This window comes from Campylobacter sp. CFSAN093229 (assembly GCF_011068225.1).
GTDB lineage: Bacteria > Campylobacterota > Campylobacteria > Campylobacterales > Campylobacteraceae > Campylobacter_D > Campylobacter_D jejuni.
The window spans coordinates 128,485-154,286 of the sequence record NZ_JAAMXB010000012.1 but is presented as its reverse complement, the minus strand read 5'-3'; the positions used below and the strand labels follow the sequence as shown (position 1 = coordinate 154,286).

Genomic DNA, 25,802 nt, shown 5'->3' with positions numbered 1-25,802 from the left:
ATCCTTTATTTAGTTTATATACTTGACATTATATAACTTTAGTCATATAATGTCAAGTTAATTGAGTAAAATTTTTTAAATAATAGGACAAATGACTAATTTTAGATTATTTCATAAACATATCTATAGCCTTGTTTAATTCTTCTATACTTTGAATATCATTTTCTTCTACAGCATGTACCATACAATGAGCTAAATGTTCTTTTAAAACTACTTTTGCAGTATTGTTAACTTCGGCTTTTACGGCAGCAAGCTGGATTAAAATTTCACTACAATCTTTGTCATTTTCAACCATTCTTTTAATAGCGCTTAAATGCCCTATGGTTCTACTTAGACGATTGCAAACTGCTTTAAGATGTTTTTGAGAATGTGTATGAGTATGTTTTTCTTGGCACATTGTATTAACTTTCTTTTTGGAATTTTTAGTCTATTTTAACATATTTTTAAGAATTTAAATTTATTTACGAAGTTTTAAGCAATTTTTATTAAAATTTACTCTTTAAACTAAAACTCAATGATGGAGCTTATTTTGAAAACAAAACGATTTTTTGCGGGTCTTGCAGGCTTTGCCACTACTTTTATTTTATGTCTATTTTTAACAAGTCATTTACAAGCTAAAGTTGATCAAAAAGAAGAGCAGGTTCAAAAACGCCTAGAAGCTTTAGATAAGCTTACAAAAACTCTTGCTATAGTAGAGCAATACTATGTGGATGATCAAAATATCAGCGATTTGGTGGATAAATCTTTATCAGGACTTTTAAGCAATCTTGATGCGCATTCTTCTTTTTTAAATGAAAAAGATTTTAATGATATGAAAATTCAAACCAATGGTGAATTTGGCGGCCTTGGTATAACCGTAGGTATGAAAGATGGTGCTTTAACAGTTGTTTCTCCTATAGAAGGAACACCAGCAGATAAAGCAGGGATAAAATCAGGAGATATTATTTTAAAAATTAATGATGAGGCCACTTTAGGAATTAATCTCAATGATGCTGTAGATAAAATGCGTGGTAAGCCAAAAACTCAAATCACTTTAACCATTTTTAGAAAAGGTGCAACAAAACCTTTTGATGTTACACTTACAAGAGAAATTATTAAGATAGAAAGTGTTTATGCAAAAATGATAGAAAATGAAAACATTCTTTATCTTAGGGTTACAAATTTTGATAAAAATGTTGTAGATGTGGCAAGTAAAGAACTTAAAAAATATCCTAATGTTAAAGGAGTTATTTTAGATCTTAGAAATAATCCTGGTGGACTTTTAAATCAAGCCATAGGACTTGTAAATTTATTTGTAGATAAAGGTGTTATTGTTTCTCAAAAAGGACGCATCGCAAGTGAAAATCAAGAATATAAAGCCGATCCTAAAAACAAAATTTCTAATGCTTCTTTGGTTGTGCTTGTAAATGGTGGAAGTGCTAGTGCAAGTGAAATTGTAAGTGGAGCTTTACAAGATCTTAAACGCGGTGTTATTGTGGGTGAAAATACTTTTGGAAAAGGTAGTGTTCAGCAAATCATACCTATTAATAAAACTGAAGCTTTAAGGCTTACTATTGCAAGATATTATCTTCCAAGCGGGCGTACTATTCAAGCAGTGGGTGTAAAACCTGATATTGAAGTTTTTCCAGGTAAAGTAAATACTCAAGAAGATGGTTTTTCTATAAAAGAAAGCGACTTAAAACAACATTTAGAAAGTGAGCTTGAAAAAATAGATAAAAATAAAAAAGAAGATAAACAAGAAAATAAAGACAATAAAAATCTAATCAGTCAAAAACAAATCAATGATGACGCACAGTTAAAATCAGCTATTGATACTATTAAAATTTTAAATATCAAACAAGGACAATAAAATGACAAAAAAAGAAATGCTTTACGAAGGAAAAGGTAAAAAACTTTTCAAAACTGATAATGAAAATTTACTAATTAGTGAGTTTAAAGATGATTTAACTGCTTTTAATGCAGAAAAAAGAGGCAATGAAAGTGGAAAAGGCGCATTAAACTGTAAAATCAGTACTGAAATTTTTCATTTGCTCGAAAAAAATGGGATTAAAACTCATTTGGTAGAAACTATAAGCGATACAGAACAAGTGGTTAAAAAATGTAAAATTGTTCCTATTGAAGTTATAGTACGCAATGTTGCAACAGGTTCTCTTATAAAAAGACTGGGCATTAAAGATGGCACTGTGCTACCTTTTGCTTTGGTGGAATTTTGTCTTAAAGATGATGCCTTAGGCGATCCTTTTATCAATGATGAGCATTGTTTGATTTTAAATTTAGTGCAAAATGAAGCTCAAATTAGTGAAATTAAAAATATGGCTAGAAAGATTAACTCTATTTTAACTCCATTTTTTGACAATAAAAATTTAAGGCTGATTGACTTTAAAATCGAACTAGGTTTAACTAAAGATAATGAACTTGTTTTAGCCGATGAAATAAGCCCTGATAGTTGTAGATTTTGGGATAAATTTAGCAATGAAAAATTAGATAAAGATAGATTTCGTCAAGATCTAGGTAATGTAAAAATGGCTTATGAAGAAGTTTTAAAAAGAATATTAAATTAAGGAAAAATATGGAAGTTATTGTAAATATTTCTTTAAAAAATGGGGTTTTAGATCCACAAGGCAAAGCGGTGGAAAAAGCTTTGCATTCTTTAAATTTTAATAGTGTTAAAGAAGTAAAAATAGCAAAACAAATCAAAATTTCTCTTGATGAGAAAGATGAAAAATTAGCCAAAGAACAAGTAAAAAAAATGTGTGAAGAGTTGTTGGTAAATGGCGTCATTGAAGATTATGAGCTTATAATTGAGAAAGAGTAAAATGAAAGTTGCTATTATTAGATTTCCAGGGACAAATTGTGAATTTGATACAGCTTATGCCTTTGAAAAACTTGGAGTAAAAACGCAGATTGTTTGGCATGAAGAAAAAGAATTTGATACAGATTTAGTTGTTTTGCCAGGCGGATTTTCTTATGGAGATTATCTAAGATGTGCAGCTATTGCAAAACTTGCTCCTGCTATGCAAGGTGTTTTTAATCATGCAAAAAAGGGAGGATATATCTTAGGCATTTGCAATGGTTTTCAAATTTTACTTGAAAGCGGTCTTTTAAAAGGTGCAATGAAGCATAACAACAATCTTAGTTTTATCTCAAAAAACCAAAATTTAAGAGTAGTTTCTAATGATAATGCCTTTTTGAAAAATTTCAAAAAAGATGAAATTATTAATTTACCAATTGCCCATGGAGAGGGAAATTATTACGCTGATGAGACTACTTTAAAAGAATTACAAGATAAAGATCTTATTACTCTAAAATACGAGCCAAATCCAAATGGTTCTGTATTTGATATCGCAGGAATTTGTGATGAAAACAAAAAAATCTTTGGACTCATGCCACATCCTGAGCGTGCTTGTGAAAAAGTCCTAGGTAATGATGTAGGTTTAAAAATGCTTAAAGGCTTTTTATTTTGAAAATTTTATTAACTTTAATTTTTAGTGTTGTTGTATTGTTTGGCAGGGGTGAAATTTCTGTATTTAGTGGCCAAGATGAAAATATGCAAAAAGAATTACAAAAATTACCCCAAGAAGAACAAAAAATTTATCAAAATATTCCGCCAAGTGATGAAAACAATGACTTTGAAAGCAATGTAGACGATCCTTTTGTAGCCAAAGGGAGTTTGGTTCTTACAAATGATGAATATCCAAGTAGGGTATATGTTGGAGAAGTTTTTCCTATTACGATCTATGCTCGCACTACGGAAAATACAAAATTTGATTTTAACATAAGCGTAGAAAAAACTAATTTATCTTTTTTAAATCCAGATGCAAAATGGGAATTTATCAATAACGAATATAAAACAACTTTATGGTTTGAAGCCAAAAATTCAAATGCTAGTTTGAGTAAAATTTCTATCAAACTTCTTAGAAATAATGAAGCTTTTCAAGAGGCCGATATCAATCTTAATCCTATCAAATTTGAAAATACTTTATCCAATAAAGATTTTTCACACCTTGTGGCAAGTTCTTTGGAAATTAAAAAAGTTAAAGCGAGTTATTTTGATGATGCTAATATCATTATGATGGTAGAACTAAACGCAACCAATACAAATCTTAAAAGCTTTTTTATAGAAGGAATTCAAAAGCAAGGTATTGAAAATTTAAAAGGGGATTTTAATGCTTCTAGTGCTTTTTATTATGCTATTTTGCCATTAAGTAAAACAAATTTTGAATTTTCGTATTTCAATAAGGACAGTAAAAAGCTTGAAAATATAAATTTAAAACTAAAAATTAGTGACGATGAAATCAGCACTCAGAGTGATTTAAATCCAGTAAATAAAGACTTAAATATTTATAAACAATATACCTTATGGTTTTTAGCGGTTTTATTTGGAGCTTTATTTGTATGGAGAAAAAATTACATTATTCTGGCTTTGGCAGTTGTTTGTTTTGCACTTAGTTTTCTTGTAGATACCAATACTCAAAATGCAATTATCAAGGCTGGTTCTAGGGCTAAAATTTTACCTACAGAGCCTTCAACTTATTTTTATACGGCAAATGCAGATGAAAAAGTAGAAGTTTTAGGCAAAAGACAAAATTATATTAAAGTACTGTTTTCTGATGGAAAAATAGGTTGGGTTAATAAAGATGATTTACAAAAAAATTAAAGCTCTTTATTTTTGGATTTTTTTTGTTTTAAGCGTTGCTTTGGTGGTTTTTTGTTTTTGCTTTACAAAATCTCAAAACACACTTTGGAAAATCCGCAAAATTTGGGCTAAATTTCAAAGATATACCATCTCTTATAAACAAGAAATCATCGGCACTTTTAATCCGCAAGCTCAGATGATTTTAATGAATCATCAAAGTGCTTTAGATATTATCGCTTTAGAAGAATTATATCCTAAAAATTTATGCTGGATTGCCAAAAAAGAATTAGGAGAAATTCCTATTTTCAAAGTTGCTATGAAAAAACCAAAACTTCTTTGTATAGATAGAAAAAATCCGCGTGATTTAGTACGAGTTTTAAAAGAAGCAAAAGAAAGAATTAGCGAAGATAGGGTTTTGGCTATTTTTCCAGAAGGAACTAGATCTAAAAATGAAAAAATGCTTAAATTTCAAAGTGGAGCAAAAATTTTAAGTGAAAAATTAAATCTTAAAGTTCAACCCATTTTAATTGTGGATTCTGCAAAAATTTTAGACACAAAAAGTTTTAGTGCAAGCAGCGGAGTGCTTAAAATCATTTGTATGGATTTAGTCGATACAAATGATGACAAATGGCTTGAAAACACTAGAAAAAAAATGCAAGAATTACTCGATCAAGAAAGAGCTAAGCTTTGCTAAATACCCTTTTAGTTGTTGGTTTTGGGGGATTTATAGGAGCAATCTTAAGAATGTTTTCTATTAATTTAGTGAATAAATTTTTTCCTTATTCTATCAGCCTTGGAACTCTTTTTGTTAATGTTTTGGGTTCTTTTATCATAGGACTTTTGTTTTCTTATGCACAAAATAAAGGTTTATCTCCTTTACTTAAAAGCTTTATAAGTACAGGTTTTTTAGGAGCTTTTACAACTTTTTCTACTTTTTCTTATCAAAATTTACTTCTCTTGCAAAGTGGAAATTATCTTCATTTTGCGTTAAATATTATCTTAAATGTCTTTCTTTGCTTATTTGCCGCATGGCTTGGTTTTATAATTTTCAAATAAATCTTTAAATTTACTTTAGAATTTGTATTTTTTGCTAAAATACCACTTTAAAAAAATTACAAAGGAGAATAAAATGCAATTTCAAACCGAAGTAAATCAGCTTTTACAGCTTATGATACATTCTTTATATTCTAATAAAGAAATTTTTTTAAGAGAACTTATTTCAAACGCAAGTGATGCTTTAGACAAACTTAATTTTTTAAGCGTAAGTGATGATAAATATAAAAGCTTAAAATTCGAACCTAAAATTGAAATCAAAATTGACAAAGATAAAAAAACTTTAAGTATTAGTGATAATGGTATAGGTATGGATAAAGATGATCTTATCAACAACCTTGGAACCATAGCAAAAAGCGGCACTAAAAGCTTTTTAGAAAATTTGAGCGGTGATGCTAAAAAAGATTCTCAACTCATAGGACAATTTGGAGTAGGTTTTTATTCTGCTTTTATGGTGGCTAGTAAAATCGAAGTTTTAAGCAAAAAAGCTTTAGATGATAAAGCTTATCTTTGGAGTTCTGATGCAAATGGTTATGAGATTGATGACGCAAACAAAGAAGAACAAGGAACAAGCATTACTTTATACTTAAAAGATGATGAGTTTGCTAATACTTATAAAATCGAAAGCATTATAGAAAAATACTCTAATCACATTCAATTTCCAATTTTCATGGAAAAAGAAGAATTTACTCCTGCTAAAGAAGGCGAAGAAGAAGGGAAAACTGAACTTAAAATTTCTCAAATCAATAAAGCCAATGCTTTATGGAGAATGCAAAAATCAAGCCTTAAAGCAGAAGATTATGAAAGATTTTATGAGCAAAATTTTCATGATTCAAACAAACCTTTACTTTATCTTCACACTAAAAGTGAAGGAAAATTAGAATACAATTCTTTATTTTTCATACCACAAAATGCACCTTTTGATTTATTCCGTGTGGATTATCAAAGTGGCTTAAAACTTTATGTAAAACGCGTATTTATCAGCGATGACGATAAAGAACTTTTACCAACTTATTTGCGTTTTGTGCGAGGGATTATCGATGTAGAAGATTTACCACTTAATGTAAGTCGTGAAATTTTACAAGAAAATCAAATTTTAAAAGGTGTTAAAGAAGCTAGCGTTAAAAAGATTTTAGGTGAACTTGAAAAACTCAAAAACAATGATAAAGAAAAATACTTATCTTTCTTTAAAACCTTTGGTAAGGTATTAAAAGAAGGACTTTATGGTTTTGGCGGAGAAAAAGACAGTCTTTTAAAACTCATGCTTTATAAAAGTACCAAAGGTGAAAATTTACGCTCTTTAGAAGAGTATAAAAATGACCTTCAGGGCGAGCAAAAGGAAATTTTTTATATAGCAGGAAATAATGAAAGTTTATTAAGAACCTCTCCTTTACTTGAAGAATATAAGCAAAAAAATATAGAAGTTTTACTCATGGATGATGAGATTGATTCTTTAGTAACTCCTATGCTAGAATTTGAAGGTTTGAAATTTGTAGCCATTAATCAAGTAGAAGATAAAAATGAACTAAGCGATGAAGAAAAAAATACTTTTGCTCCACTTGTGGCTAAATTTAAAGAACTTCTAAAAGATCAAGTTGAAGATGTAAGACTAACCAGTCGCTTGAAAGATAGCCCAAGTTGTATAGTTTATGATAAAAATAAACCTGATTTTGCTATGCAACAACTCTTAAAACAAATGGGTCAAGAACAAAATTTCAAACCTATTTTAGAAATCAATCCAAAACACGCTATTTTTATAGGTCTTAAAAACAACGAAAGTTTTAGTGCAGATATAGCAACCCTAGTTTTAAATATGGCAAAACTAAGCGAAGGTATGGGAGTGGATAATCCTGCTGAATTTAATGCAAGCCTTACAAAAATTATCAATAAGGCTTTTTCATGATAGAAAATATCCCTGCAAGTCTTTGGACAAAGCAAGATTTAAACGCATATCAAATTTTTGATGTGCGTACTCCTTTAGAATGGGAAGAAGGTATTTTACCTAATGCGCAATGTGTGGCTTTATATGATAATCAAGGGCTTTTAAATGCTAAATTTTTAGATGAATTTCAAAGCAAAAGAGATGAAAGTAAAAAACTTGCTTTTATTTGTCGTAGTGGCCATAGAAGCATGGTTGCAGCTGAATTTATAGCTGAAAAATTGGGACTTGAAAGCATCAATTTAGATGGCGGAATGCTAGCCCTTAAGGGTTATTAATGCTAGGAATTTATTTACTCATAGCAGCTTTGTCTTTTTTAGCTCTTTATTTTGCTGTTAAAAAGCTTACTTTAAATATAGACGAGCAAACCCTTTTAGAGCCTATTAAAATGGATATTTATCCGAAATTTTGCGATTTAATCGATGAAAAAATCAGAGAATTTAAAGAAAATGTCCAAAATGCTAATTTAGCATTAAAAAATTCTGATCAAAAAGATGAATTTTTAGAAAAACTTGGGGATTTAAGCAGAGAGTTGACTTTCATACAAACCATGAATTTAAGCAATAAAAACGATAGTATCTGGCAAAATGAACTTTTTTCTTTTTTAAAGGAATTAGAAAATTTATTGCTTGAGTATCTAGAAAAAGGCGAAGAAGAAGCCGAAAATTTAAGAGAATTTCTGATGAATGAATTTGAAAAACTAAAAGGTTAGGCATTGCAAGAGGAAAGAAATTCTTTAAAATATTTTAAATTTATTTCATGGAGTATTTTTACTTTAGTTCTGATTTTTATTTTAATTCGTTATGACGAGCTTGCCAATCTTTTAGCAGGAGTGGCAATACTTCTTATTGGAATGACTAATTTAGGTATAGGTTTTAAAGCTTTTAGTGGTGGTTTGCTTGAAAAAATTTTAGCGAAGTCAACCGATACAAAGATAAAAAGTATACTTTTTGGTACTTTAAGTACTTTAATTATGCAATCTTCAACTTTAGTTTCTATTATTGCGATTTCTTTTTTGAGTGCAGGGCTTATTTCTTTGGGTACGGGCATAGGGATTATTTTTGGAGCAAATTTAGGAAATACGGCAAGTTCTTGGCTGATTGTTGGTTTGACAAATATTAAAATTTCAATGCTAGCTATCCCACTTTTGATTATTGGAGTATTATTTTTCTTTCAAAAAGATAGTGTTTTAAAAGGTTTAGGTAATATTTTTATTGGTATAGGATTTTTCTTTTTGGGTGTGGATTATATTAAAAGTGGTTTTGAAAATTTTAAACATATAATTGATCTTTCTCGTTTTGATTTTGCTGGGTTTAAAGGAGTTTTTGTTTTTTTAGGATTAGGTGCTTTGCTTACAGGAGTTATACAATCAAGCACAGCTACAATGGCTATTATTGTCGCTGCTTTACTTGCAGGACAAATCAGTTTGGAAAATTCCTTAGCAGCAACTTTAGGTACTAGTGTTGGAGGAGTTGTAACGGCTGTTTTAGCTTCTTTAAGTACCAATATTGAAGGAAAGAAATTAGCGTTTGCAAATTGTATTTTTAATTTTGGTATAGCTTTTTTAATAGTGCTTATTTTTCCTTATTTTATATATTTTCTTAATTTTTTATTCATTGTATTAAACATAGAAGATATAGCTTTGAAAGTAGCATTATTTCACACTTTGTTTAATTTAATTGGTGTTGTGCTTTTTTCATTCTTTACTCCTCAAATTGTTCTTTTTTTAAATAAGATAGTAAAAGCTCCTAAAGATAAGAATAAAGACAAGCCTTTATATCTTGATAGTAGTTTGGTTAAGTTTAGTGACACAGCCATCGAAGCTTTAAGGAAAGAAAGCGAGCATCTTTATAACAATACCTATGCAATTGTTGCTCATGCTATAGGTTTTAGTCGTAAAGATATACAAAGTGATAAAAGTTTTAAAGAAATTTTAGAAAATAAAAAGTGGTTTAGTAAAAATGTGGATTTGGACTATTTGTATCAAACTAGGATAAAGGTTCTTTTTGAAGCTATTATCGATTTTTCAACTAAAGCACAAGTTTATATTAACGATGAAACAAAGAATCATAAAATTTTTACCTTTAAGATGGCAGCTAAAAATTTAGCCGAAACAACTAAAAATTTAAAAATTATCCAAGCAAATATTAAGAAATATTCTAGTTCTTCTAATGAATTTTTGGCTTTAGAGTACAATAAAATTAGATCGAATTTAGGAGAGCTTTTAAGAAGTATCGAAGAGCTTAGAGTGGTTGAAGATCGTGAAAAGCTTTATTTGATTATTAAAAATCTTCAAAAAGGAAAAGAAATTTTAAAAGAAATCGATACTTTAACCTTGAGCAATGTTGAACATCTTATTTCAGTAAGAAAAATCACAACAGCTGAAGGAATTTCAATACTTAATGATACAACTTTTGCTGCTAAGATTGCTGAAGAACTTATAGGTGCTGTTGAGGTGATATTTTCTAAAGATATATCAAACTAGTTGTTTGTGCTAGTTTGGTTATTGTCTTGTATAGGCGTTAGAAATTCTTCATTGATTAAAATATCAACAACATCTTTAAACATAGGCAAAGCACTTTGTGCAGCATAATAACTATAAGGTTTAGTAGGATGTCTTACGAGAACTCCTATGGTATAGGCGTGATTTAAATCATTTGCAAAACCAAAAAAGGAAGCATTGTAGCGATTTGAGGTGTAACCTTGTCTTTCGGCTATTCTTGCCGTTCCTGTTTTACCTCCTGCAATAATACCTTGTGTAATTGCCTTTTTTCCTGTTCCTTTTTCTATAACATTTATAAGAACATTTTGCATCGTTTTAGCGGCTTCGCTAGAAAGAATTTTTTCTTTTTTTACATCATCATCAAGATTTGTAAAGCGTCCATTTTGATAGAATTTTTCAGCTAAACGTGGTGTGATATAAAACCCATCATTGTTGAAAACATTATAAGCTGCAAGGAGTTGTATAAAGGTTGTTTTAAGTCCATAACCATAACTTAAAACAGATTTTTCTATATCTCTTAAGCGCTTAGGATTTGGAATTTCTCCTTTTTGTTCATAGGGTAGATCAATACCGCTTTTTTCGCCAAATTTAAATATTTTAAGCCCTGATACGATTTCTATATTGTTAAGCCTTTTAGCAATTTGTATCATGCCTATATTTGAAGAATATCTTATAACTTCCTCCATAGTCATTTTGTCCATTTTGTGATCGTCTTTGATGGTGAAACGTCCTAGCTTATAAGAACCGCCATAAGTATTAATCACTTCATCCATTTTTATTTTACCAAGTCTTAAGGCTGTTGTAAAGATAAAAGGTTTGATAACAGAACCTGCTTCATAACCGTATTCTATAGCGCTTGCATTAAGAACTGATAGATCCTTTCCGCGATTTTGTGGGTCATAACGCCTTGAGCTTGCTAGAGCTAAAATTCTTCCTGTTTTGCTTTCCATTACCCCAACGATGATTTCATTGGCTTTTAAATCCTCATTTCTTTGATCTATAGCTTTCTCTATACTTTTTTGCAGTTTTAAAGAAAGATTTAAATATAAATCACAACCATTGATCTTTTTTTGTTGTAGTGAATTTAGATTTAAAATAATATTTCCACCTATATCTTTAAGTCCTTGAATTTTTTCATTTTGAACAGGACTTAGACATTCATCGTAGTATTTTTCTAAACCTTTAACTCCTATATTTTTTAAAATTCCACTTTCTGGATCTAATATCATTTTGGTATAACCGATAATAGGAGTAAAAGAATCTTTTGACATGTAAATTCTATCTTCTTCATGTTCGATGATATTTAATCCTCTTGTTTCAACTCTTCCAGAGTTGTTTGTAAAAGCTTTGAAAAAACCTTGTATATAAAGTTTTTTAGCAAGGTCTTTAAGATAGCTTGCTTGCTTGGAATCTAAGTTTTGCAAAAGAACAAAATTATAAGAGCGTTTTTTTTGATTTTGCATTCTTTTTTTAATATCTGCTACTTGATCGTTACTTATCCCACTATAAATTTGAAAAAGCTTTAAAAATAGATCAAATTTATCTTTGTTAATACTTCTAAGATCAATTTCAGCACGATAAATTTGTTTAGAACTTGTGATAGTAAAATTATCTTTAGTTATAATCGATCCTCTTAGAGCAAGAGCGTATTGATCTTTTTCAGTGTTAGGTATATGACGTTTTGATGTAAGAAAAAAAGTAGAGCTGATAAAAATAATCATAAACAAAAGTGCCATGCAGTAGGCAAAGGCAACTTTTGAAACCCTATTTTTTTTATATTCTTGCATTAGGGTTTAAATTTGAGTTCTTGTGATTTCTTTATAAGCACTGATCGCTTTATTTCTTACTTCTAGCATAAATTTCATACTGCTTTCAGCTTTAGTGATAGCTATAGCTGCTTGATGTAAATCTTTTACTTGTCCTGTGGCAATGTCTGTCATTGCAGCTTCTCCACTTTCTTGTGCTTTATTTAAATCATCGATTTCATTTTTAAGCATCTTGGCAAATTCATCACCAATTCCTGTGGAATTTTGACTTTTGTTGGTATTTGAAATATTATTATTTAATCTTAAATCATTAATATTGTTCATTTTTTATTATCCTCTTAATAAATCAATCGCACTTTGAGCTATAGTTTTCGCACTTGTAAAAGCGCTTACATTGGCTTGATAAGCTCTTGTAGCTTCAATCAAATCTGCCATTTCAATGACAGGGTTTACATTTGGATACGCTACATAACCTTCAGCATTTGCATCAGGATGGCTTGGATCATACTTCATACGAAAATCTTTGTCATCTCTGACCACTTTATCCACTACAACACTTTGAATAGCAGGTTTAGCTTCTTCTGGCGAACTTGGATCATTTAAAGGATTTTCATATTTTAAAAAATTATTATCTTTGTTAATTTGCTCATTTAAAAGCTTATCAAAATCTGTTGCTTTAAAGATCACTTCGCGTCTTCTATAAGGTCCACCTTCAGCTGTTCTTGTAGTGTTTGCATTAGCTATATTAGAGCTAATAACATTCATTCTAAAACGTTGAGCACTTAAACCATAACCACTAATATCAAAATCACTTAAGTATGCCATAATTTACCTTTAACTTAATTTAGAGCTTGCATCAAGTATAGAACTAAAGATATTGCTTTGTCTTCTTAAAACTCCATCAAGAGCTGTTATCATAACTGTATTTTTACTCATTTCTGTGGTTTCTACATCTAGATCAACAGTATTTGCATCATTTCTTGCTAAATGACCATCTCTTAAGTAAATAGTAGATTTACTAGGATCAGGGAATTTCCAAGGTTTTTGATGTCCTTCTTCGGTTATGGCTAATTGCAATTCTTTATTATCATTTTTTTTAAAAATTTCATTTGCACGATTTACCAAAGCTGTTTCAAATTCAATATCTCTTGCTTTATAAAAAGGAGTATCAACATTTGCAAGATTGGCATTGATGAGTTGATTTCTTAGATTTCTACCCGCTAAAGCACCAGTGACCAGTTCTTTTGATTTAAATGGGTTAATCATTTTTTATCCTTTTTATAATTTTTAATATTAACAAGCAAATACTGTTCCAATTTAACTATTTTGTATAAAAATATCAAAATTATTTTCCTTTTTGTAAATTTATGGCTTTATTGTGATCATCTATATTTGTGCTAAAAATATGAACTCCAGTATTTTTATCACGCACAAAATATAAATAATCTGTCTTTAAAGGAAAAATAGCTGCACGAATAGCAGCTAAAGAAACATTGCAAACCGCTTCTTTAGGCAATCCTGTAAATTTATAGGTATTATAAGAGCTATTATCTTGTCTTATTCTTTGTGGGGTAACTTTTACATGGGAATAAATTCCATAATTTAAAGTTCCATCCATTTGAAGCTTCATACCTTTTTTAAGTCGATTATAAATTACGCTTGCAACTATAGGCATTTCATTGTCATTAGCAGCTTCTTTTTGTATTACAGAAGCGATGATGATATATTGGTGCCATTTTTTTGGATTATAATCACCAAAAATTTTCTCAGAAGTTTTTTTATTGGAAATTTCAGCATGGTTTAAAAGCATTTGGATGAGTAGATTTTCTGTAATGCCTTTTGGGATTTTATAAGTTTCTGGTAAAAAAACTCCTTCATCATAAGGAGCTTGAGCTTGAAATTCTTTTAAAAGCATATCTTTATCAAGTTCAAGTTGTTTGGCTGCTTGTTCTAAAAAGATTACGCTTGTTTCTCCTGGGATAAGAGTAATGGTTTGAAGTGCTGCTTTAGCAATAGTGAGTTTATGTAGAAATTCAGCCCTATTTAAATCTTTTGTGCCTATGTTGATCCAGCCTGATTGAGGGTGTCCTAAAAAAAATAAAATATATTTATCAATACTACTCATCTGATATTTATTTTGCTTTAAATATGTTATAATTTGAGAAATTGAACCTTGGGGAATAAATACCACAGAATTGCTTTTTAAAGGCTGAGTTAGATAATAAAAAATCCCCAAAATAAATATCAAAAAGAAGTTGCGTATGAAAAAGAAAATTTTATATATTGTTGTATTTTTTGTTGTGCTTATATTAGCTTTGTTTATAGTGCTTAAAAATGGGATTGTCATCTCTAGTATCCAATTTGATTTTTTAAAATTGGAACAATTATATATTAAATTAGATAAAAAATTAATTGTACGAGCAAAAAATATCACTATAAATGAGACTCAAAATTCCGAAATTTCATCACAAACTCACTCTTCTGATAATGCTTCAACAGAGATTTTAAAAATAACAAAAAATTTAAAATATCTATATACTTTTGTTGAAGAGATTGATATACAAAATTTAAATATCAAAGATAATCATGTGCGTATTTTATTTAAAGATAATGAATTTTTTATAGATAATGATTTGTTATTTTTAAAATTAACATTACAGCGTCAAAATAAAGAACTTATAGCTAATATTAAAAAACTTTTATTAAAAGATTATGATTTAAATATTGATGGAAATTTAAGTATCAATACTAAGAGTGAGTTTTATTATTTTCAAGGTAGAGCAAGTGGAGAATTGCTTGACTTTAACGCAAGTATCTCTTACAAAGATAAAAATTTAGCTTATAAAATAGAAGATTTAAACATTAGAAATATTACGGAAATTTTTAAAAGAGTTAATAAAAGAATAGAACTTCCGCAGAGTTTAAATCTTTGGGTAGCATATAGGGCTAAGGGAGAATTTTATCATTTAGATTATTTGCAGGGCTTTATAGATTTTACTAAAGATAATTATTATTTAGACAATATTAGCGCATCAGGTTATGTTAATAATGTCAAAGTTCGTTTGGATGATAAAATGAATGCTATTGAAATTCCAAAACTCGATTTAAATTTAAACAAACAAAAGCTTGATTTTGTCTTTAATAAAGCTTTCTATAATGGTGCTGATTTAAGTTCTAGTAAGGTTTATCTATATGATTTGTTTGATGAAAAAAAAGCTGGGATTTATTTGCGCATTAAGTCTGATAATCTAAAATTTGACGAAAAACTTGCTAAAGCTTTAGAGGATTATCATTTTTCATTACCTTTTTATCAAAAAAGCGGAAAAATTAAAAGTGATTTAGAGCTTAAAATTGATTTTCATGATAAGGGTGAAATTTCTTATAGTGGTATTTTAGCTTTAGAGAATGCTAGTATTTCTTTGGTTGATTTTAATATTACAAAAGCATTTGTAAAATTAAATCAAAATGATTTAAATATAGAAAATGCTAGTGTTAAAAATGGCTTTTTAGAGGCTGATTTTAATGCTAAATTTGACTTACAAAAACAACAAGGAAATTTCAATACTCAGATTTCAAGGCTTTATTTTGACAATGGGGAGCTTTTAGATTTAAAAAATCAAAATGTAGAAGTAAAATTAGATTATTCGCAAAATGTTAACATTAGCATTCCTCAGTGGAATTTGATTTTAAATTTTAAAGATGGACTTGAGGCTAATCTTAATAATCCTAAGATTTTATTTTCATTTTCTCCATTACTTAAAAAGTTTGGGTTTATTGATGCTAAAAATGTTTATTATAAAACTTTAAATTTTGAAGATTTTAATGTAAGCGTTAATGATGCTTATTTTAAAAATAATTTACTTATCAACGGTCAAACTCCTTATGAAAATGATAGCTTTGATATTGTAAAAAATAAGGGCATTATGGAAATTCATACTCAAAGTGATACAGCAAGTGCTAAAATAAGTTCTGATAATAAAGAAATTCATTTGAAAAATTTAAGTTATATTTATAAAAAAGATTCCAACTCTTCAAATTCAACATTTGATATTTCTACTAATACCCAAAATATTAGTTTTGGTGGAGCAAATGTAGCTTTAATTTTGCCAGATTCTAATAAAACTTTGGCTTTTGATAGGGTAGAGGCTGATTTAAAAGGTAATGCTTTGGATCTTAAAGGTTCTAGAGGAAATGCAAAATTTGATCTTTATTATTCTTCTAATGATTTAAATTTAAACGTTAGCAATATTGATGATAATTATTTAAATGAGTTTTTACAAAAACAAGCTGTTCAAGATGGAGTGTTTAACTTAAGTATAAAAGGAAGTGGATTGGAGTATTTTGATGGACAGATCGATTTTAAAAATACTTATGTGAAGGATTTAAGAGGTATAAATCAGCTTATTTCCTTTATTGATACTGTACCAAGTTTATTGATGTTTAAATCTCCAACTTTTAATCAAAAAGGTTTAAGCCTACATGATGGAAAGATTATTTTTAATAGAAAAAAAGATCTTTTAAGTGTTTCAGCTATTAATTTAAACGGCGATAGTGTAGATATATATGGTTTAGGATCAGCAAATTTAAGATTAAATACAGTGGATTTTAGTTTAGAGCTTAAAACTTTAAAATCAGCTTCAGAAGCTATATCCAAGGTTCCAATTTTAAATTATGTAATTTTAGGTAAAAATCAAGAAATTAGCACAAACTTAAAAATAGATGGAAGTATAGATGACCCTAAATTTCATACCGAAATTTTAACAGATACTCTAAAAACTCCTTTTAATCTTATTAAAAATATCATACAACTTCCTGCTAATTTACTTAATTAAAAATATTTAAAGTTTGTTTGAAAACTAAAACAAACTTTAAACTTACTCTTGCATTTTTTTTTATTTGTAATATACTTAAAAATGAAAATAAAAATAAGTATTTTAAAGGACTAAAAATGCAAATTACTTATACTTTAACAGATGAGTCTCCAGCTCTTGCGACTTATTCGTTTTTGCCTATAGTGAAAGCTTTTTTAAGTAGGGCACATATAGGAGTAAAAACCTCGGATATTTCTTTGTCTGGAAGGATTTTAGCTAGTTTTAGTGAGTATTTAAAAGAGGAACAAAGATGTGAAGATGCTTTAGAGCTTTTAGGCGAGCTTGTCAAAAGATCGGATGCAAATCTTATTAAAACCCCAAATATTTCAGCTTCTATTCCTCAGCTTAAGGCGGCGATTAAAGAATTGCAAGATAAGGGTTATATGTTACCAAATTACCCAGATGAGCCAAAAAATGATGAAGAATTGCAAATTAAAACAAAATATCAAAAAGTTTTAGGTTCAGCGGTTAATCCTGTATTAAGACAAGGAAATTCAGATCGTCGTTCAACAAAAGCGGTAAAAGACTATGCAAAAAACAATCCTTATCGTGTGGTTGAGTTTAATCCAAACTCAAAAACTCGTGTTTCTTACATGAAAGAAGGGGATTTTTTCTCTAATGAAAAAGCGGTTTTAATCGATCAAGATTGTGTGGCTAATATAGAATTTACAAGCGTTGATGGTAAAAAAGAAATTTTAAAAGAGGGCTTAAAACTTGAAAAAAATGAAATTTTAGACGCTACTTTTATGGATGTGCAAAAACTTCAGGAATTTTATGCAAAAGAAATTAAAGCAAGCAAAGATGATGATGTGCTTTTTTCTTTGCATTTAAAAGCTACAATGATGAAAGTAAGTGATCCTATACTTTTTGGTTATGCAGTAAAAGTATTTTTTAAAGAATTATTTATCGAATTTCAAGATGAATTTGAAAAATTAGGTATTAATCCAAATAATGGTTTAAGTGAACTTTTAAGTAAGATCGAAAATTCAAGCAAAAAAGATGAAATTTTAAAAAAATACAATGAAATTTTAGCTAAATCTGCAGATATTTCTATGGTAAATTCCGATAAAGGCATTACAAATCTTCATGTTCCAAGCGATGTTATCGTTGATGCTTCTATGCCTGCAATGCTTAAAAATGGCGCAAGATTGTGGGATAAGGAAGGTAAGGAAAAGGACACAAATGCCGTAATTCCTGATCAAACTTACGCAACTATTTATGAGGCGGTTATTGAAGATTTGCATAAAAATGGTACTTTAAATCCTTCAAAACTTGGCAGTGTATCTAATGTAGGTTTAATGGCTAAAAAGGCTCAAGAATATGGCTCGCACAATAAAACCTTTGTGGCTAAAGAAGAAGGAACTTTTAAAATAGTTTCTGAGGGTAAAGTTTTATTAGAACATAAGGTTAGAAAAGGTGATATTTATAGAGCCAATCAAGCTAAATTTGATGCGGTGTTAAATTGGATTGATTTAGGTATAGAAAGATCGGAACTTAGTGGAGCCGAAGCTATTTTTTGGTTAGATAGCAAAAGAGCTAGTAATAAAATCATGATAACTTTGGTACAAAATCGTTTAAAAGAAAAGGGTAAAAATATAGCCATTTTAACTCCAAAAGAAGCTTGTTTAAGAAGTTTAGAGTTAATCCGAGAAGGTAAAGATGTTATTTCTATCACGGGTAATGTTTTAAGGGATTATTTAACCGATCTTTTTCCTATTTTAGAGCTTGGAACAAGTGCAAAAATGCTTTCTGTTGTGCCTATGTTAAAGGGTGGAGCTATGTTTGAAACAGGAGCAGGGGGTTCAGCACCTAAACAAGTAGAACAATTAGTCGAAGAAAATCATCTGCGTTGGGATAGTTTGGGTGAATTTTTGGCTTTGCAAGCAAGTTTGGAATTTTATGCAAATAAGTGTAGTAATCATAAAGCTAAGGTTTTAGCAGAATGTCTTGATGAGGCTATAGGCGAATGGCTTGAAAATAATAAAGCTCCATCAAGAAAAGTTAAAGAAGATGACAATAGAACAAGTCATTTTTACTTAGCAATGTATTTTGCAAATCATTTAGCAAGACAGGCAAGTGATATGGAGCTTCAAAGCTTTTTTAAAGATATTGCCCTAGAGCTTTCTTCTAATGAAGAAAAAATCAGAGCCGAATTTAACGATGCGCAAGGTGTGAAAGTGGATTTGGGTGGGTATTATAAATTTGATGATGAAAAAGCAAATAAAATCATGCGTCCAAGTGCAACTTTTAACGCTATTTTAGAAAAAATAGGACAAAGATGAAAATCACTGTTATAGGGGCTGGCAATGTGGGCTCAAGCGTAGCTTATGCTTTGATTTTAAGAGAAATAGCAAATGAAATTGTTTTAGTAGATATTAATGAGGATTTGCTTTATGCAAAAGAACTAGAACTTACTCAAAGCATAGCTGCTTTAAATTTAAATATAGATTTACTTTGCACTAAAGATTATACTCATACCAAAAATTCAGATATAGTGTTTTTTAGTGCAGGTTTTGCTAGAAAAGATGGGCAAAGTAGAGAAGAATTGCTTCAGTTAAATACAAGCATTATGCTTGATTGTGCTAAAAAAATTAAAGATTTTACAGAAGATCCGCTTTTTATTATTTTAACTAATCCTGTGGATTTTCTACTTAATACTCTTTATGAAAGCGGGATTTTTTCATCAAAGAAAATTATAGCCATGGCGGGTGTTTTAGACAATGCAAGATTTAAGTATGAACTTGCCAAAAAACTTAATGTCAAAATGTCAAGCGTGGATACAAGACTTATTGGTTTTCATAATGATGATATGGTTTTGGTAAAATCTTACGCAAGTGTTAAAAATAAAAATATAAGCGAATTTTTAAATGAAGAAGAATTTGAGGATTTAGAAAATGAAGTTAAAACAGGTGGAGCTAAAGTAATCAAACATCTTAAAACTTCAGCTTATTTAGCCCCTGCTAGTGCTTGTATAAGAATGCTTGAGTCTATAAGAAGTGGCGAGTTTTTACCTATGAGTGTGATTTTACATGGAGAATTTGGAGTGCAAAACAAAGCCTTGGGAGTTATGGCAAGATTAGGACTTGAAGGTGTGATTGAAATCATGAAAATGGATCTTAGTTTGCAAGAAAAAGACAAATTAGAAAAATCTTTAATCAAATATCAATATAAAGGAGAATAAATGAACATACATGAGTATCAAGCAAAAGCAATTTTTGCAGACAATGGCATCCCTACCTTAAAGGGAAAAGTTGCATTTAGCGTAGATGAAGCTGTATCTAATGCTAAAGAATTAGGCGGTAGTGTTTGGGCAGTTAAAGCTCAAATTCACGCAGGAGGCCGTGGTCTTGGTGGTGGTGTTAAAATCGCTAAGAATTTAGATGAGGTAAAAGATTATGCAAGTAAAATTTTAGGAATGAATTTAGTAACTCATCAAACAGGACCTGAAGGTAAGCTCGTGCAAAAACTTTATATAGAAAGTGGCGCTAATATAGTAAAAGAGTATTATTTGGCTATTTTATTTAATAGAATGGCAGAGCAAATTACCATTATCGCTTCAAGTGAAGGAGGGATGGATATAGAAAAAGTAGCCAAAGAAAGCCCTGAAAAAATTGCAAAAGTAGGTATTGATCCACAAATTGGATTTAAAATGTTTCATGGACTTGAAGTAGCGAGAATTTTAGGACTTGATAAAGATGAAGGCAAAAAACTCATTTCTATGATAGCTAAACTTTATAAGCTTTACATGGATAAAGATATGAATATGCTTGAAATCAATCCTTTAATTAAAACTGCAGAAGGGGATTTTTATGCCCTTGATGCAAAATGCAGTTTTGATGATAGTGCGCTTTATCGTCATCCTGAAATTGCTGAACTTAGAGATATTACTGAAGAAAATCCTGCTGAAAGAGAAGCGGCTGAATTTGGCTTAAGCTACGTGAAATTAGATGGAGATGTAGCTTGTATGGTAAATGGTGCGGGTCTAGCAATGGCAACTATGGATATTATTAATTATAGTGGTGCAAAACCTGCAAATTTCTTAGATGTAGGTGGGGGAGCTTCTCCTGAAACTGTTGCAAAGGCTTTTGAAATCATTTTAAGAGATAAGAATGTAAAAGTTATATTTATCAATATCTTTGGCGGTATTGTTCGTTGTGATAGGATAGCAAATGGAATTTTAGAAGCTACTAAGAATGTTGAGGTAAATATTCCAATTGTAGTGCGTCTTGATGGTACTAACGCAGCAGAAGCAAAGACAATTTTAGATAATTCAAATCTTAAAAATATCAAAGCAGCAACCAATCTTAAAAACGGTGCAGAGCTTGTAAAAAGTTTAGTAGGATAAGGATGGAAAATGAGTATATTGGTTAATAAAAATACAAAAGTAATAGTTCAAGGTTTTACAGGTAAAGAAGCAACTTTTCACGCTGAGCAATGCATGGCTTATGGTACAAATATAGTTGGAGGTGTCACTCCTCATAAAGGTGGACAAACTCATTTAGGTAAACCAGTTTTTGATACTGTTGCAGATGCGGTTAAAGCAACAAAGGCTGATGTGAGCTTGATTTTTGTGCCTGCTTTTGCTGTGGGTGATAGCGTGGTTGAAGCAGCTGATGCTGGTATTAAGCTTGCAGTTGTAATCACAGAGCATACGCCTGTAAAGGATATGATGTTTGCTAAGCAATATGCTAATAAAAAGGGTATGAAAATCATTGGACCAAATTGTCCAGGTATTATCACTTCTGAAGAATGTAAGTTAGGTATTATGCCAGGTTTTATTTTTAAAAAAGGTTGCGTGGGGCTTATTTCAAAAAGTGGAACTTTAACTTATGAAGCTGCCAATCAGGTAGTTCAAGGTGGTTATGGAATTTCTACTGCAGTAGGAATTGGCGGTGATCCTATTATAGGTCTTGCTTATAAAGAGCTTTTAAGTGAATTCCAAAAAGATGATGAAACTAGGGCTATTGTAATGATAGGTGAAATTGGTGGTAGTTTGGAAGTGGAAGCAGCTAAATTTATTAAAGAAAATATTAGCAAACCTGTGGTAGCATTCATTGCAGGTGCAACTGCTCCAAAAGGTAAAAGAATGGGGCATGCAGGTGCCATAGTAGGAAGTGCTGATGAAAGCGCTGCAGCTAAAAAAGAAGCTTTAAAAAGCTATGGAATTCATGTGGTGGATTCTCCGGCTTTAATTGGTGAAGAAATTCAAAAAATATTAGGTTAATAAAGGAAAAAACATGAGTATGACAGCTCCAAAAGATACCCCTGTTTGGGTAGATGAGCATAGATGTAAAGCATGCAATATTTGTGTTAGCTATTGCCCCGCTGGGGTTTTAGCTATGCGCGATGATGTGCATGCGGTTTTAGGACAAATGATAGAGGTAGTACACCCTGAATCCTGTATAGGCTGTACCGAGTGTGAGACACATTGCCCTGATTTTGCTATTATGGTGGCAAAAAGAGATGAATTTAAATTTGCCAAACTTACTACTGAGTCTAAAGATAGAGCTGTAGCCGTAAAAAATAACAAATACAAAAAATTAGCATAGGAAAAATAATGAGAGAAGTTATAGCAACAGGTAATGTTTTAATCGCCAAAGCTGCGATTGATTGTGGATGTAAATTTTTTGGAGGTTATCCTATTACTCCTAGTAGTGAGATAGCTCATGAATTAAGCCATATGCTTCCTGCAAATGATGGAACTTTTATACAAATGGAAGATGAAATTTCAGGTATTAGCGTGGCTATTGGTGCGGCAATGAGTGGAGTAAAATCCATGACTGCAAGTAGCGGTCCCGGAATTTCTTTAAAAGCAGAGCAAATAGGACTTGCATTTATTGCTGAAATTCCACTTGTAATTGTAAATGTTATGAGAGGTGGTCCTTCGACAGGTCTTCCAACTCGTGTAGCACAAGGAGATTTGTTTCAAGCTAAAGCACCAACTCATGGGGATTTTGCAAGTATTGCTATTGCTCCTGCAAGTCTTGAAGAAGCTTATACAGAAACCATTAGAGCGTTTAATTTAGCTGAAAAATATATGACTCCAGTATTTTTACTTATGGATGAAACTGTAGGGCACATGAATGGTAAAGCGGTTTTACCTGATTTAAAAGATATTAAAGTGTATAACCGTAAAAAATTTGAAGGAGATAAAAAGGATTATAAACCTTATGCAGCAGGAGAAAATGAGCCTGCAACTTTAAATCCTTTCTTTACAGGTTATCGTTATCATGTTACAGGACTTCATCATGGAGATATAGGTTTTCCAACTGAAGATGGAGCTATAGTGAAAAAAAATATGGAAAGACTCATAGGTAAAATAAAAAACAATCAAGAAGATATTTGTGCTTATGAAGAGTATATGCTTAATGATGCTGAATTTTTAATCATTGCTTATGGAAGCGTAAGTCGTTCAGCAAAAGAAGCTATGCAAAGATTAAGAGAACAAGGGATTAAAGTGGGACTTTTCCGTCCAATTACTCTTTATCCAGTGGCTGAGAAAAAAATTGCTGAAGTTGTAAGCAAATTTAAAAAAGTAATGGTAAGCGAGCTTAATATGGGACAATATCTTGAAGAGATTGAAAGAGTAACTTCGCGTCGCGATTTTATTAGCTTGCACCGTGCAAATGGTCGTCCTATCGCTCCAAGTGAAATTATTGCTAAGGTAAAGGAGAATATATAAATGGCTTTTAATTATGATGAATATCTAAGAGTAGATAAAATGCCTACTCAGTGGTGCTGGGGATGTGGCGATGGTGTTGTTTTAAAATGTATTATCCGTGCGATAGAAAAACTTGGTTGGAATATGGATGATGTTTGTCTTGTTTCGGGTATAGGTTGTAGTGGTAGAATGAGTTCTTATGTAAATTGCAATACAGTTCATACTACTCATGGTAGAGCAATAGTTTATGCAACAGGTATTAAATTAGCCAATCCTAGCAAACATGTTATTGTAGTAAGCGGAGATGGCGATACTTTGGCAATTGGTGGAAATCATACCATACATGGTTGTCGTAGAAATATTGATTTAACCCACATTGTGATCAATAACTTTATCTATGGACTTACGAATTCTCAAACAAGTCCAACTACTCCAAAAGGTTTTTATACAGTAACAGCTCAATTTGGAAATATTGACCCTAATTTTGATGCGTGTGAATTAACTAAAGCTGCAGGAGCTTCTTTTGTGGCAAGGGGCAATGTGATTGAAGCTAATAAGCTTGAAAATTTAATTTACAAAGCTTTAGCACATAAAGGTTATAGTTTTGTAGATGTTTTTTCAAATTGTCATATCAATCTAGGCAGAAAAAACAAAATGGGTGAAGCTGTGGCTATGCTTGATTGGATTAAAAACCGTGTTGTAGATAAAGCTAAATTTGAAAGCATGGATTTTGAAGAAAGAAAAGATAAATTTCCAACAGGAATTTTACATGAGGATAATTCTCAGCCAGAATACTGCCACGCTTATGAAGAAGTACGTCGTGCAGCCAAAGAAAAAAGAATGGTGGATTTAGGAGCTTTAAAATGAAATATCAATTAAGATTTGGCGGTGAAGGCGGACAAGGTGTTATCACCGCAGGAGAAATTTTAGCAGAAGCAGCCATTAAAGAAGGTCGCCAAGCTTTTAAGGCTTCAACTTATACTTCACAAGTGCGTGGTGGCCCTACTAAGGTGGATATTATCATTGATGATAAAGAAATTTTATTTCCTTATGCTGTAGAAGGGGAGATAGACTTTATGCTTTCGACTGCAGATAAGGGCTATAAAGGTTTTCGTGGCGGTGTAAAAGAAGGAGGCATCATAGTTGTAGAGCCAAATTTGGTACATCCTGAAAGTGAAGATTATAAAAAATGGCAAATTTTTGAAATTCCTATTATTACCATAGCTAAAGATGAGGTAGGAAATGTGGCTACTCAATCAGTTGTAGCACTTGCAATTGCTGCTTATATGAGCAAATGTATAGATTTAGATGTTTTAAAGGAAACTATGCTTCATATGGTTCCTGCAAAAACTCGTGACGCAAATGCTAAAGCTTTTGATTTGGGTGTAAAATACGCTACTCAAGCAAAACTACATTCATAATAAATTCCGCACCATGCGGAATTTAACTTCTAAAATTTTACATATTGCAAATAAAATTTAAATTTTAATTATTTTAATTTAGCTACTTTTAACGATTAAAATTTTATAATCAAAAACTTATATTTTCAAGGAAAATTAATGGATTTTTTTGATGAAATGTTTAATAAAACTCCAAAAGAAAAATTTATAGAAATTATACAAAATGGAAATTTAGGAGCCTTAGAAAAAGTTTTTGAGGAATTTTTTGCTGATCATATTGCTATGGTGGAACTTTTGGAAAAACAAGGTTTAACAGAAATGGATGTAAAAAATTTCATATTAGAAAATGGTGATTTTATAGAAGAAAGGCAAAATGATATTTATATAGAATTAGGCGCAAAAATTTTAGGACACGAAGGCTAAAATTGTTTAAAATAAGCCCTTGTTTAATTTGTATTTTTTTTATTTTTAGCAATGTTTTAGCATCTGAACCAACTTTTGATTATACTTATAAATTTATACTTAAAAAAGATGAGAGAGCTAGTGTGCAGATTAAAGAAATAGGCTATGAAGATAAGGTGCAAAATTTTGATTTTTATTGGACTTTGTTTGATAATACTAATATCATCGTACATTCGAAATTTCGCAAATATCCGCGTCAATTTGTGATGAGTTTAAGAAGAAATTTAGATTGGGTAACTCAAACTTTAATACCTGATTATACCAATCCACATATTGATAGAGCAAGACTGATTTTAGAATTTAGTGGTTATAATAAAGGTTTGGCAACTTTTACAGTTTATATAGAAGATAAGGAATCTCGTTTAATGGTAGAATTTTTAGATCCGAGAAAAAAAGCTTTACAAAATCCACCGCAAAACAATCAGGTTGTTCCTATGATTAATTTTAACGAACCTCAGGTAAAACCATTAACAAACAAAGAAAATAATAATAGCAATTAACAAGGAAAAGA

General features: G+C 30.5%; 27 protein-coding genes and 1 pseudogene. 22 read left to right on the top strand and 6 right to left on the bottom strand.

Going from position 1 to position 25,802, the window contains the following annotated elements; translation table 11 throughout:
* Nucleotides 1–106: 106 nt before the first annotated feature.
* Nucleotides 107–397 carry a metal-sensing transcriptional repressor gene (locus FBE93_RS07195; RefSeq protein ID WP_002855280.1) on the bottom strand — a complete coding sequence of 97 codons (291 nt, stop codon included), beginning with the start codon at nucleotides 395–397 and terminating at the stop codon, nucleotides 107–109.
* Nucleotides 398–514: 117 nt separating this feature from the next.
* Between FBE93_RS07195 and FBE93_RS07190 the strand changes: the two genes are divergently transcribed.
* The 11 genes and pseudogenes from FBE93_RS07190 to FBE93_RS07140 all read left to right on the top strand — a co-directional run bounded on the left by FBE93_RS07190 (nucleotide 515) and on the right by FBE93_RS07140 (nucleotide 10,113).
* Nucleotides 515–1,849 (top strand): S41 family peptidase, encoded by a 1,335-nt coding sequence (locus FBE93_RS07190; RefSeq protein WP_002856815.1) that lies wholly within the window; start codon nucleotides 515–517, stop codon nucleotides 1,847–1,849.
* Between the two features lies 1 nt (nucleotide 1,850).
* Nucleotides 1,851–2,561, top strand: a complete 711-nt coding sequence (gene purC, locus FBE93_RS07185; RefSeq protein ID WP_002933381.1) for a phosphoribosylaminoimidazolesuccinocarboxamide synthase — start codon at nucleotides 1,851–1,853, stop codon at nucleotides 2,559–2,561.
* Between the two features lie 8 nt (nucleotides 2,562–2,569).
* Nucleotides 2,570–2,815, top strand: a complete 246-nt coding sequence (gene purS, locus FBE93_RS07180) for a phosphoribosylformylglycinamidine synthase subunit PurS (protein WP_002872631.1) — start codon at nucleotides 2,570–2,572, stop codon at nucleotides 2,813–2,815.
* A gap of 1 nt (nucleotide 2,816) precedes the next feature.
* Nucleotides 2,817–3,489: pseudogene (purQ, locus tag FBE93_RS07175) on the top strand (phosphoribosylformylglycinamidine synthase I).
* Nucleotides 3,461–4,657 (top strand): SH3 domain-containing protein, encoded by a 1,197-nt coding sequence (locus FBE93_RS07170; RefSeq protein WP_002893747.1) that lies wholly within the window; start codon nucleotides 3,461–3,463, stop codon nucleotides 4,655–4,657. The pseudogene purQ and the gene FBE93_RS07170 overlap by 29 nt, the downstream one beginning before the upstream one ends.
* Nucleotides 4,638–5,330 (top strand): lysophospholipid acyltransferase family protein, encoded by a 693-nt coding sequence (locus FBE93_RS07165; protein WP_002882469.1) that lies wholly within the window; start codon nucleotides 4,638–4,640, stop codon nucleotides 5,328–5,330. Before FBE93_RS07170 ends, FBE93_RS07165 begins: the two co-directional genes overlap by 20 nt.
* Nucleotides 5,324–5,692 carry a fluoride efflux transporter CrcB gene (crcB, locus tag FBE93_RS07160; RefSeq protein ID WP_002859058.1) on the top strand — a complete coding sequence of 123 codons (369 nt, stop codon included), beginning with the start codon at nucleotides 5,324–5,326 and terminating at the stop codon, nucleotides 5,690–5,692. The genes FBE93_RS07165 and crcB overlap by 7 nt, the downstream gene beginning before the upstream one ends.
* Nucleotides 5,693–5,765: 73 nt before the next feature.
* The gene (gene htpG, locus FBE93_RS07155) at nucleotides 5,766–7,592 is read left to right on the top strand and encodes a molecular chaperone HtpG (RefSeq protein WP_165434317.1); all 1,827 of its coding nucleotides are present in this window, start codon (nucleotides 5,766–5,768) and stop codon (nucleotides 7,590–7,592) included.
* A complete protein-coding gene (locus FBE93_RS07150) occupies nucleotides 7,589–7,906 on the top strand; it encodes a rhodanese-like domain-containing protein (RefSeq protein WP_002870957.1) in 318 nt (105 codons plus the stop codon). The genes htpG and FBE93_RS07150 overlap by 4 nt, the downstream gene beginning before the upstream one ends.
* On the top strand, nucleotides 7,906–8,340 hold the full coding sequence (locus FBE93_RS07145) for a hypothetical protein (protein ID WP_002866410.1): 435 nt from the start codon (nucleotides 7,906–7,908) through the stop codon (nucleotides 8,338–8,340). The genes FBE93_RS07150 and FBE93_RS07145 overlap by 1 nt, the downstream gene beginning before the upstream one ends.
* A 3-nt stretch (nucleotides 8,341–8,343) precedes the next feature.
* Entirely contained in the window at nucleotides 8,344–10,113 is a 1,770-nt protein-coding gene (locus tag FBE93_RS07140) for a Na/Pi cotransporter family protein (protein WP_002933415.1), read from the top strand.
* Here the strand turns inward: FBE93_RS07140 and FBE93_RS07135 are convergent.
* From FBE93_RS07135 to mltG, 5 genes are all read right to left on the bottom strand, one after another.
* A complete protein-coding gene (locus FBE93_RS07135) occupies nucleotides 10,110–11,918 on the bottom strand; it encodes a penicillin-binding protein 2 (protein ID WP_002880961.1) in 1,809 nt (602 codons plus the stop codon). The genes FBE93_RS07140 and FBE93_RS07135 overlap by 4 nt on opposite strands.
* Nucleotides 11,919–11,924: 6 nt before the next feature.
* The gene (gene fliE / locus FBE93_RS07130) at nucleotides 11,925–12,221 is read right to left on the bottom strand and encodes a flagellar hook-basal body complex protein FliE (RefSeq protein WP_002856884.1); all 297 of its coding nucleotides are present in this window, start codon (nucleotides 12,219–12,221) and stop codon (nucleotides 11,925–11,927) included.
* Between the two features lie 6 nt (nucleotides 12,222–12,227).
* Entirely contained in the window at nucleotides 12,228–12,722 is a 495-nt protein-coding gene (flgC, locus tag FBE93_RS07125; RefSeq protein ID WP_002855235.1) for a flagellar basal body rod protein FlgC, read from the bottom strand.
* Nucleotides 12,723–12,731: 9 nt separating this feature from the next.
* Nucleotides 12,732–13,163: a flagellar basal body rod protein FlgB gene (gene flgB, locus FBE93_RS07120; protein ID WP_002861254.1), complete on the bottom strand. Its 432-nt coding sequence runs from the start codon at nucleotides 13,161–13,163 to the stop codon at nucleotides 12,732–12,734.
* Nucleotides 13,164–13,242: 79 nt separating this feature from the next.
* The gene (gene mltG, locus FBE93_RS07115) at nucleotides 13,243–14,244 is read right to left on the bottom strand and encodes an endolytic transglycosylase MltG (RefSeq protein ID WP_002880964.1); all 1,002 of its coding nucleotides are present in this window, start codon (nucleotides 14,242–14,244) and stop codon (nucleotides 13,243–13,245) included.
* Here mltG and FBE93_RS07110 point away from each other — a divergent pair.
* The 11 genes from FBE93_RS07110 to FBE93_RS07060 all read left to right on the top strand — a co-directional run bounded on the left by FBE93_RS07110 (nucleotide 14,159) and on the right by FBE93_RS07060 (nucleotide 25,791).
* Nucleotides 14,159–16,729 (top strand): DUF3971 domain-containing protein, encoded by a 2,571-nt coding sequence (locus FBE93_RS07110; protein WP_165434316.1) that lies wholly within the window; start codon nucleotides 14,159–14,161, stop codon nucleotides 16,727–16,729. The genes mltG and FBE93_RS07110 overlap by 86 nt on opposite strands.
* Before the next feature lie 116 nt (nucleotides 16,730–16,845).
* The gene (locus FBE93_RS07105; RefSeq protein WP_002933424.1) at nucleotides 16,846–19,050 is read left to right on the top strand and encodes an NADP-dependent isocitrate dehydrogenase; all 2,205 of its coding nucleotides are present in this window, start codon (nucleotides 16,846–16,848) and stop codon (nucleotides 19,048–19,050) included.
* On the top strand, nucleotides 19,047–19,949 hold the full coding sequence (locus FBE93_RS07100) for a malate dehydrogenase (RefSeq protein ID WP_002933426.1): 903 nt from the start codon (nucleotides 19,047–19,049) through the stop codon (nucleotides 19,947–19,949). Before FBE93_RS07105 ends, FBE93_RS07100 begins: the two co-directional genes overlap by 4 nt.
* Nucleotides 19,950–21,113 (top strand): ADP-forming succinate--CoA ligase subunit beta, encoded by a 1,164-nt coding sequence (sucC, locus tag FBE93_RS07095; protein ID WP_002933428.1) that lies wholly within the window; start codon nucleotides 19,950–19,952, stop codon nucleotides 21,111–21,113. It abuts the gene before it with no gap.
* A 9-nt stretch (nucleotides 21,114–21,122) separates the two neighbouring features.
* Nucleotides 21,123–21,992, top strand: coding sequence for a succinate--CoA ligase subunit alpha (gene sucD, locus FBE93_RS07090; RefSeq protein ID WP_052782881.1), 870 nt, complete (start codon nucleotides 21,123–21,125; stop codon nucleotides 21,990–21,992).
* 13 nt (nucleotides 21,993–22,005) lie between these two features.
* On the top strand, nucleotides 22,006–22,317 hold the full coding sequence (locus tag FBE93_RS07085) for a 4Fe-4S binding protein (protein ID WP_002933431.1): 312 nt from the start codon (nucleotides 22,006–22,008) through the stop codon (nucleotides 22,315–22,317).
* Between the two features lie 8 nt (nucleotides 22,318–22,325).
* Entirely contained in the window at nucleotides 22,326–23,450 is a 1,125-nt protein-coding gene (locus tag FBE93_RS07080; protein ID WP_002933433.1) for a 2-oxoglutarate synthase subunit alpha, read from the top strand.
* Nucleotides 23,451–24,296 (top strand): 2-oxoglutarate ferredoxin oxidoreductase subunit beta, encoded by an 846-nt coding sequence (locus FBE93_RS07075; RefSeq protein ID WP_002933439.1) that lies wholly within the window; start codon nucleotides 23,451–23,453, stop codon nucleotides 24,294–24,296.
* Nucleotides 24,293–24,850: a 2-oxoacid:acceptor oxidoreductase family protein gene (locus FBE93_RS07070; protein ID WP_002933440.1), complete on the top strand. Its 558-nt coding sequence runs from the start codon at nucleotides 24,293–24,295 to the stop codon at nucleotides 24,848–24,850. The genes FBE93_RS07075 and FBE93_RS07070 overlap by 4 nt, the downstream gene beginning before the upstream one ends.
* 138 nt (nucleotides 24,851–24,988) lie before the next feature.
* A complete protein-coding gene (locus FBE93_RS07065) occupies nucleotides 24,989–25,252 on the top strand; it encodes a DUF2018 family protein (RefSeq protein WP_002854834.1) in 264 nt (87 codons plus the stop codon).
* A gap of 2 nt (nucleotides 25,253–25,254) precedes the next feature.
* Nucleotides 25,255–25,791 carry a hypothetical protein gene (locus tag FBE93_RS07060; protein ID WP_002933442.1) on the top strand — a complete coding sequence of 179 codons (537 nt, stop codon included), beginning with the start codon at nucleotides 25,255–25,257 and terminating at the stop codon, nucleotides 25,789–25,791.
* The last annotated feature ends 11 nt before the right edge of the window (nucleotides 25,792–25,802 follow it).

Bases quoted from the DNA above. Each gene is read 5' to 3' on its own strand.
- FBE93_RS07195 (WP_002855280.1), bottom strand. From the start codon at position 397: ATGTGCCAAGAAAAACATACTCATACACATTCTCAAAAACATCTTAAA.
- FBE93_RS07190 (WP_002856815.1), top strand. From the start codon at position 515: ATGATGGAGCTTATTTTGAAAACAAAACGATTTTTTGCGGGTCTTGCA.
- purC (WP_002933381.1), top strand. From the start codon at position 1,851: ATGACAAAAAAAGAAATGCTTTACGAAGGAAAAGGTAAAAAACTTTTC.
- purS (WP_002872631.1), top strand. From the start codon at position 2,570: ATGGAAGTTATTGTAAATATTTCTTTAAAAAATGGGGTTTTAGATCCA.
- FBE93_RS07165 (WP_002882469.1), top strand. From the start codon at position 4,638: ATGATTTACAAAAAAATTAAAGCTCTTTATTTTTGGATTTTTTTTGTT.
- htpG (WP_165434317.1), top strand. From the start codon at position 5,766: ATGCAATTTCAAACCGAAGTAAATCAGCTTTTACAGCTTATGATACAT.
- FBE93_RS07150 (WP_002870957.1), top strand. From the start codon at position 7,589: ATGATAGAAAATATCCCTGCAAGTCTTTGGACAAAGCAAGATTTAAAC.
- FBE93_RS07145 (WP_002866410.1), top strand. From the start codon at position 7,906: ATGCTAGGAATTTATTTACTCATAGCAGCTTTGTCTTTTTTAGCTCTT.
- FBE93_RS07135 (WP_002880961.1), bottom strand. From the start codon at position 11,918: ATGCAAGAATATAAAAAAAATAGGGTTTCAAAAGTTGCCTTTGCCTAC.
- fliE (WP_002856884.1), bottom strand. From the start codon at position 12,221: ATGAACAATATTAATGATTTAAGATTAAATAATAATATTTCAAATACC.
- flgC (WP_002855235.1), bottom strand. From the start codon at position 12,722: ATGGCATACTTAAGTGATTTTGATATTAGTGGTTATGGTTTAAGTGCT.
- flgB (WP_002861254.1), bottom strand. From the start codon at position 13,163: ATGATTAACCCATTTAAATCAAAAGAACTGGTCACTGGTGCTTTAGCG.
- FBE93_RS07110 (WP_165434316.1), top strand. From the start codon at position 14,159: ATGAAAAAGAAAATTTTATATATTGTTGTATTTTTTGTTGTGCTTATA.
- mltG (WP_002880964.1), bottom strand. From the start codon at position 14,244: ATGACAATCCCATTTTTAAGCACTATAAACAAAGCTAATATAAGCACA.
- FBE93_RS07105 (WP_002933424.1), top strand. From the start codon at position 16,846: ATGCAAATTACTTATACTTTAACAGATGAGTCTCCAGCTCTTGCGACT.
- FBE93_RS07100 (WP_002933426.1), top strand. From the start codon at position 19,047: ATGAAAATCACTGTTATAGGGGCTGGCAATGTGGGCTCAAGCGTAGCT.
- sucC (WP_002933428.1), top strand. From the start codon at position 19,950: ATGAACATACATGAGTATCAAGCAAAAGCAATTTTTGCAGACAATGGC.
- sucD (WP_052782881.1), top strand. From the start codon at position 21,123: ATGAGTATATTGGTTAATAAAAATACAAAAGTAATAGTTCAAGGTTTT.
- FBE93_RS07085 (WP_002933431.1), top strand. From the start codon at position 22,006: ATGAGTATGACAGCTCCAAAAGATACCCCTGTTTGGGTAGATGAGCAT.
- FBE93_RS07080 (WP_002933433.1), top strand. From the start codon at position 22,326: ATGAGAGAAGTTATAGCAACAGGTAATGTTTTAATCGCCAAAGCTGCG.
- FBE93_RS07075 (WP_002933439.1), top strand. From the start codon at position 23,451: ATGGCTTTTAATTATGATGAATATCTAAGAGTAGATAAAATGCCTACT.
- FBE93_RS07070 (WP_002933440.1), top strand. From the start codon at position 24,293: ATGAAATATCAATTAAGATTTGGCGGTGAAGGCGGACAAGGTGTTATC.
- FBE93_RS07065 (WP_002854834.1), top strand. From the start codon at position 24,989: ATGGATTTTTTTGATGAAATGTTTAATAAAACTCCAAAAGAAAAATTT.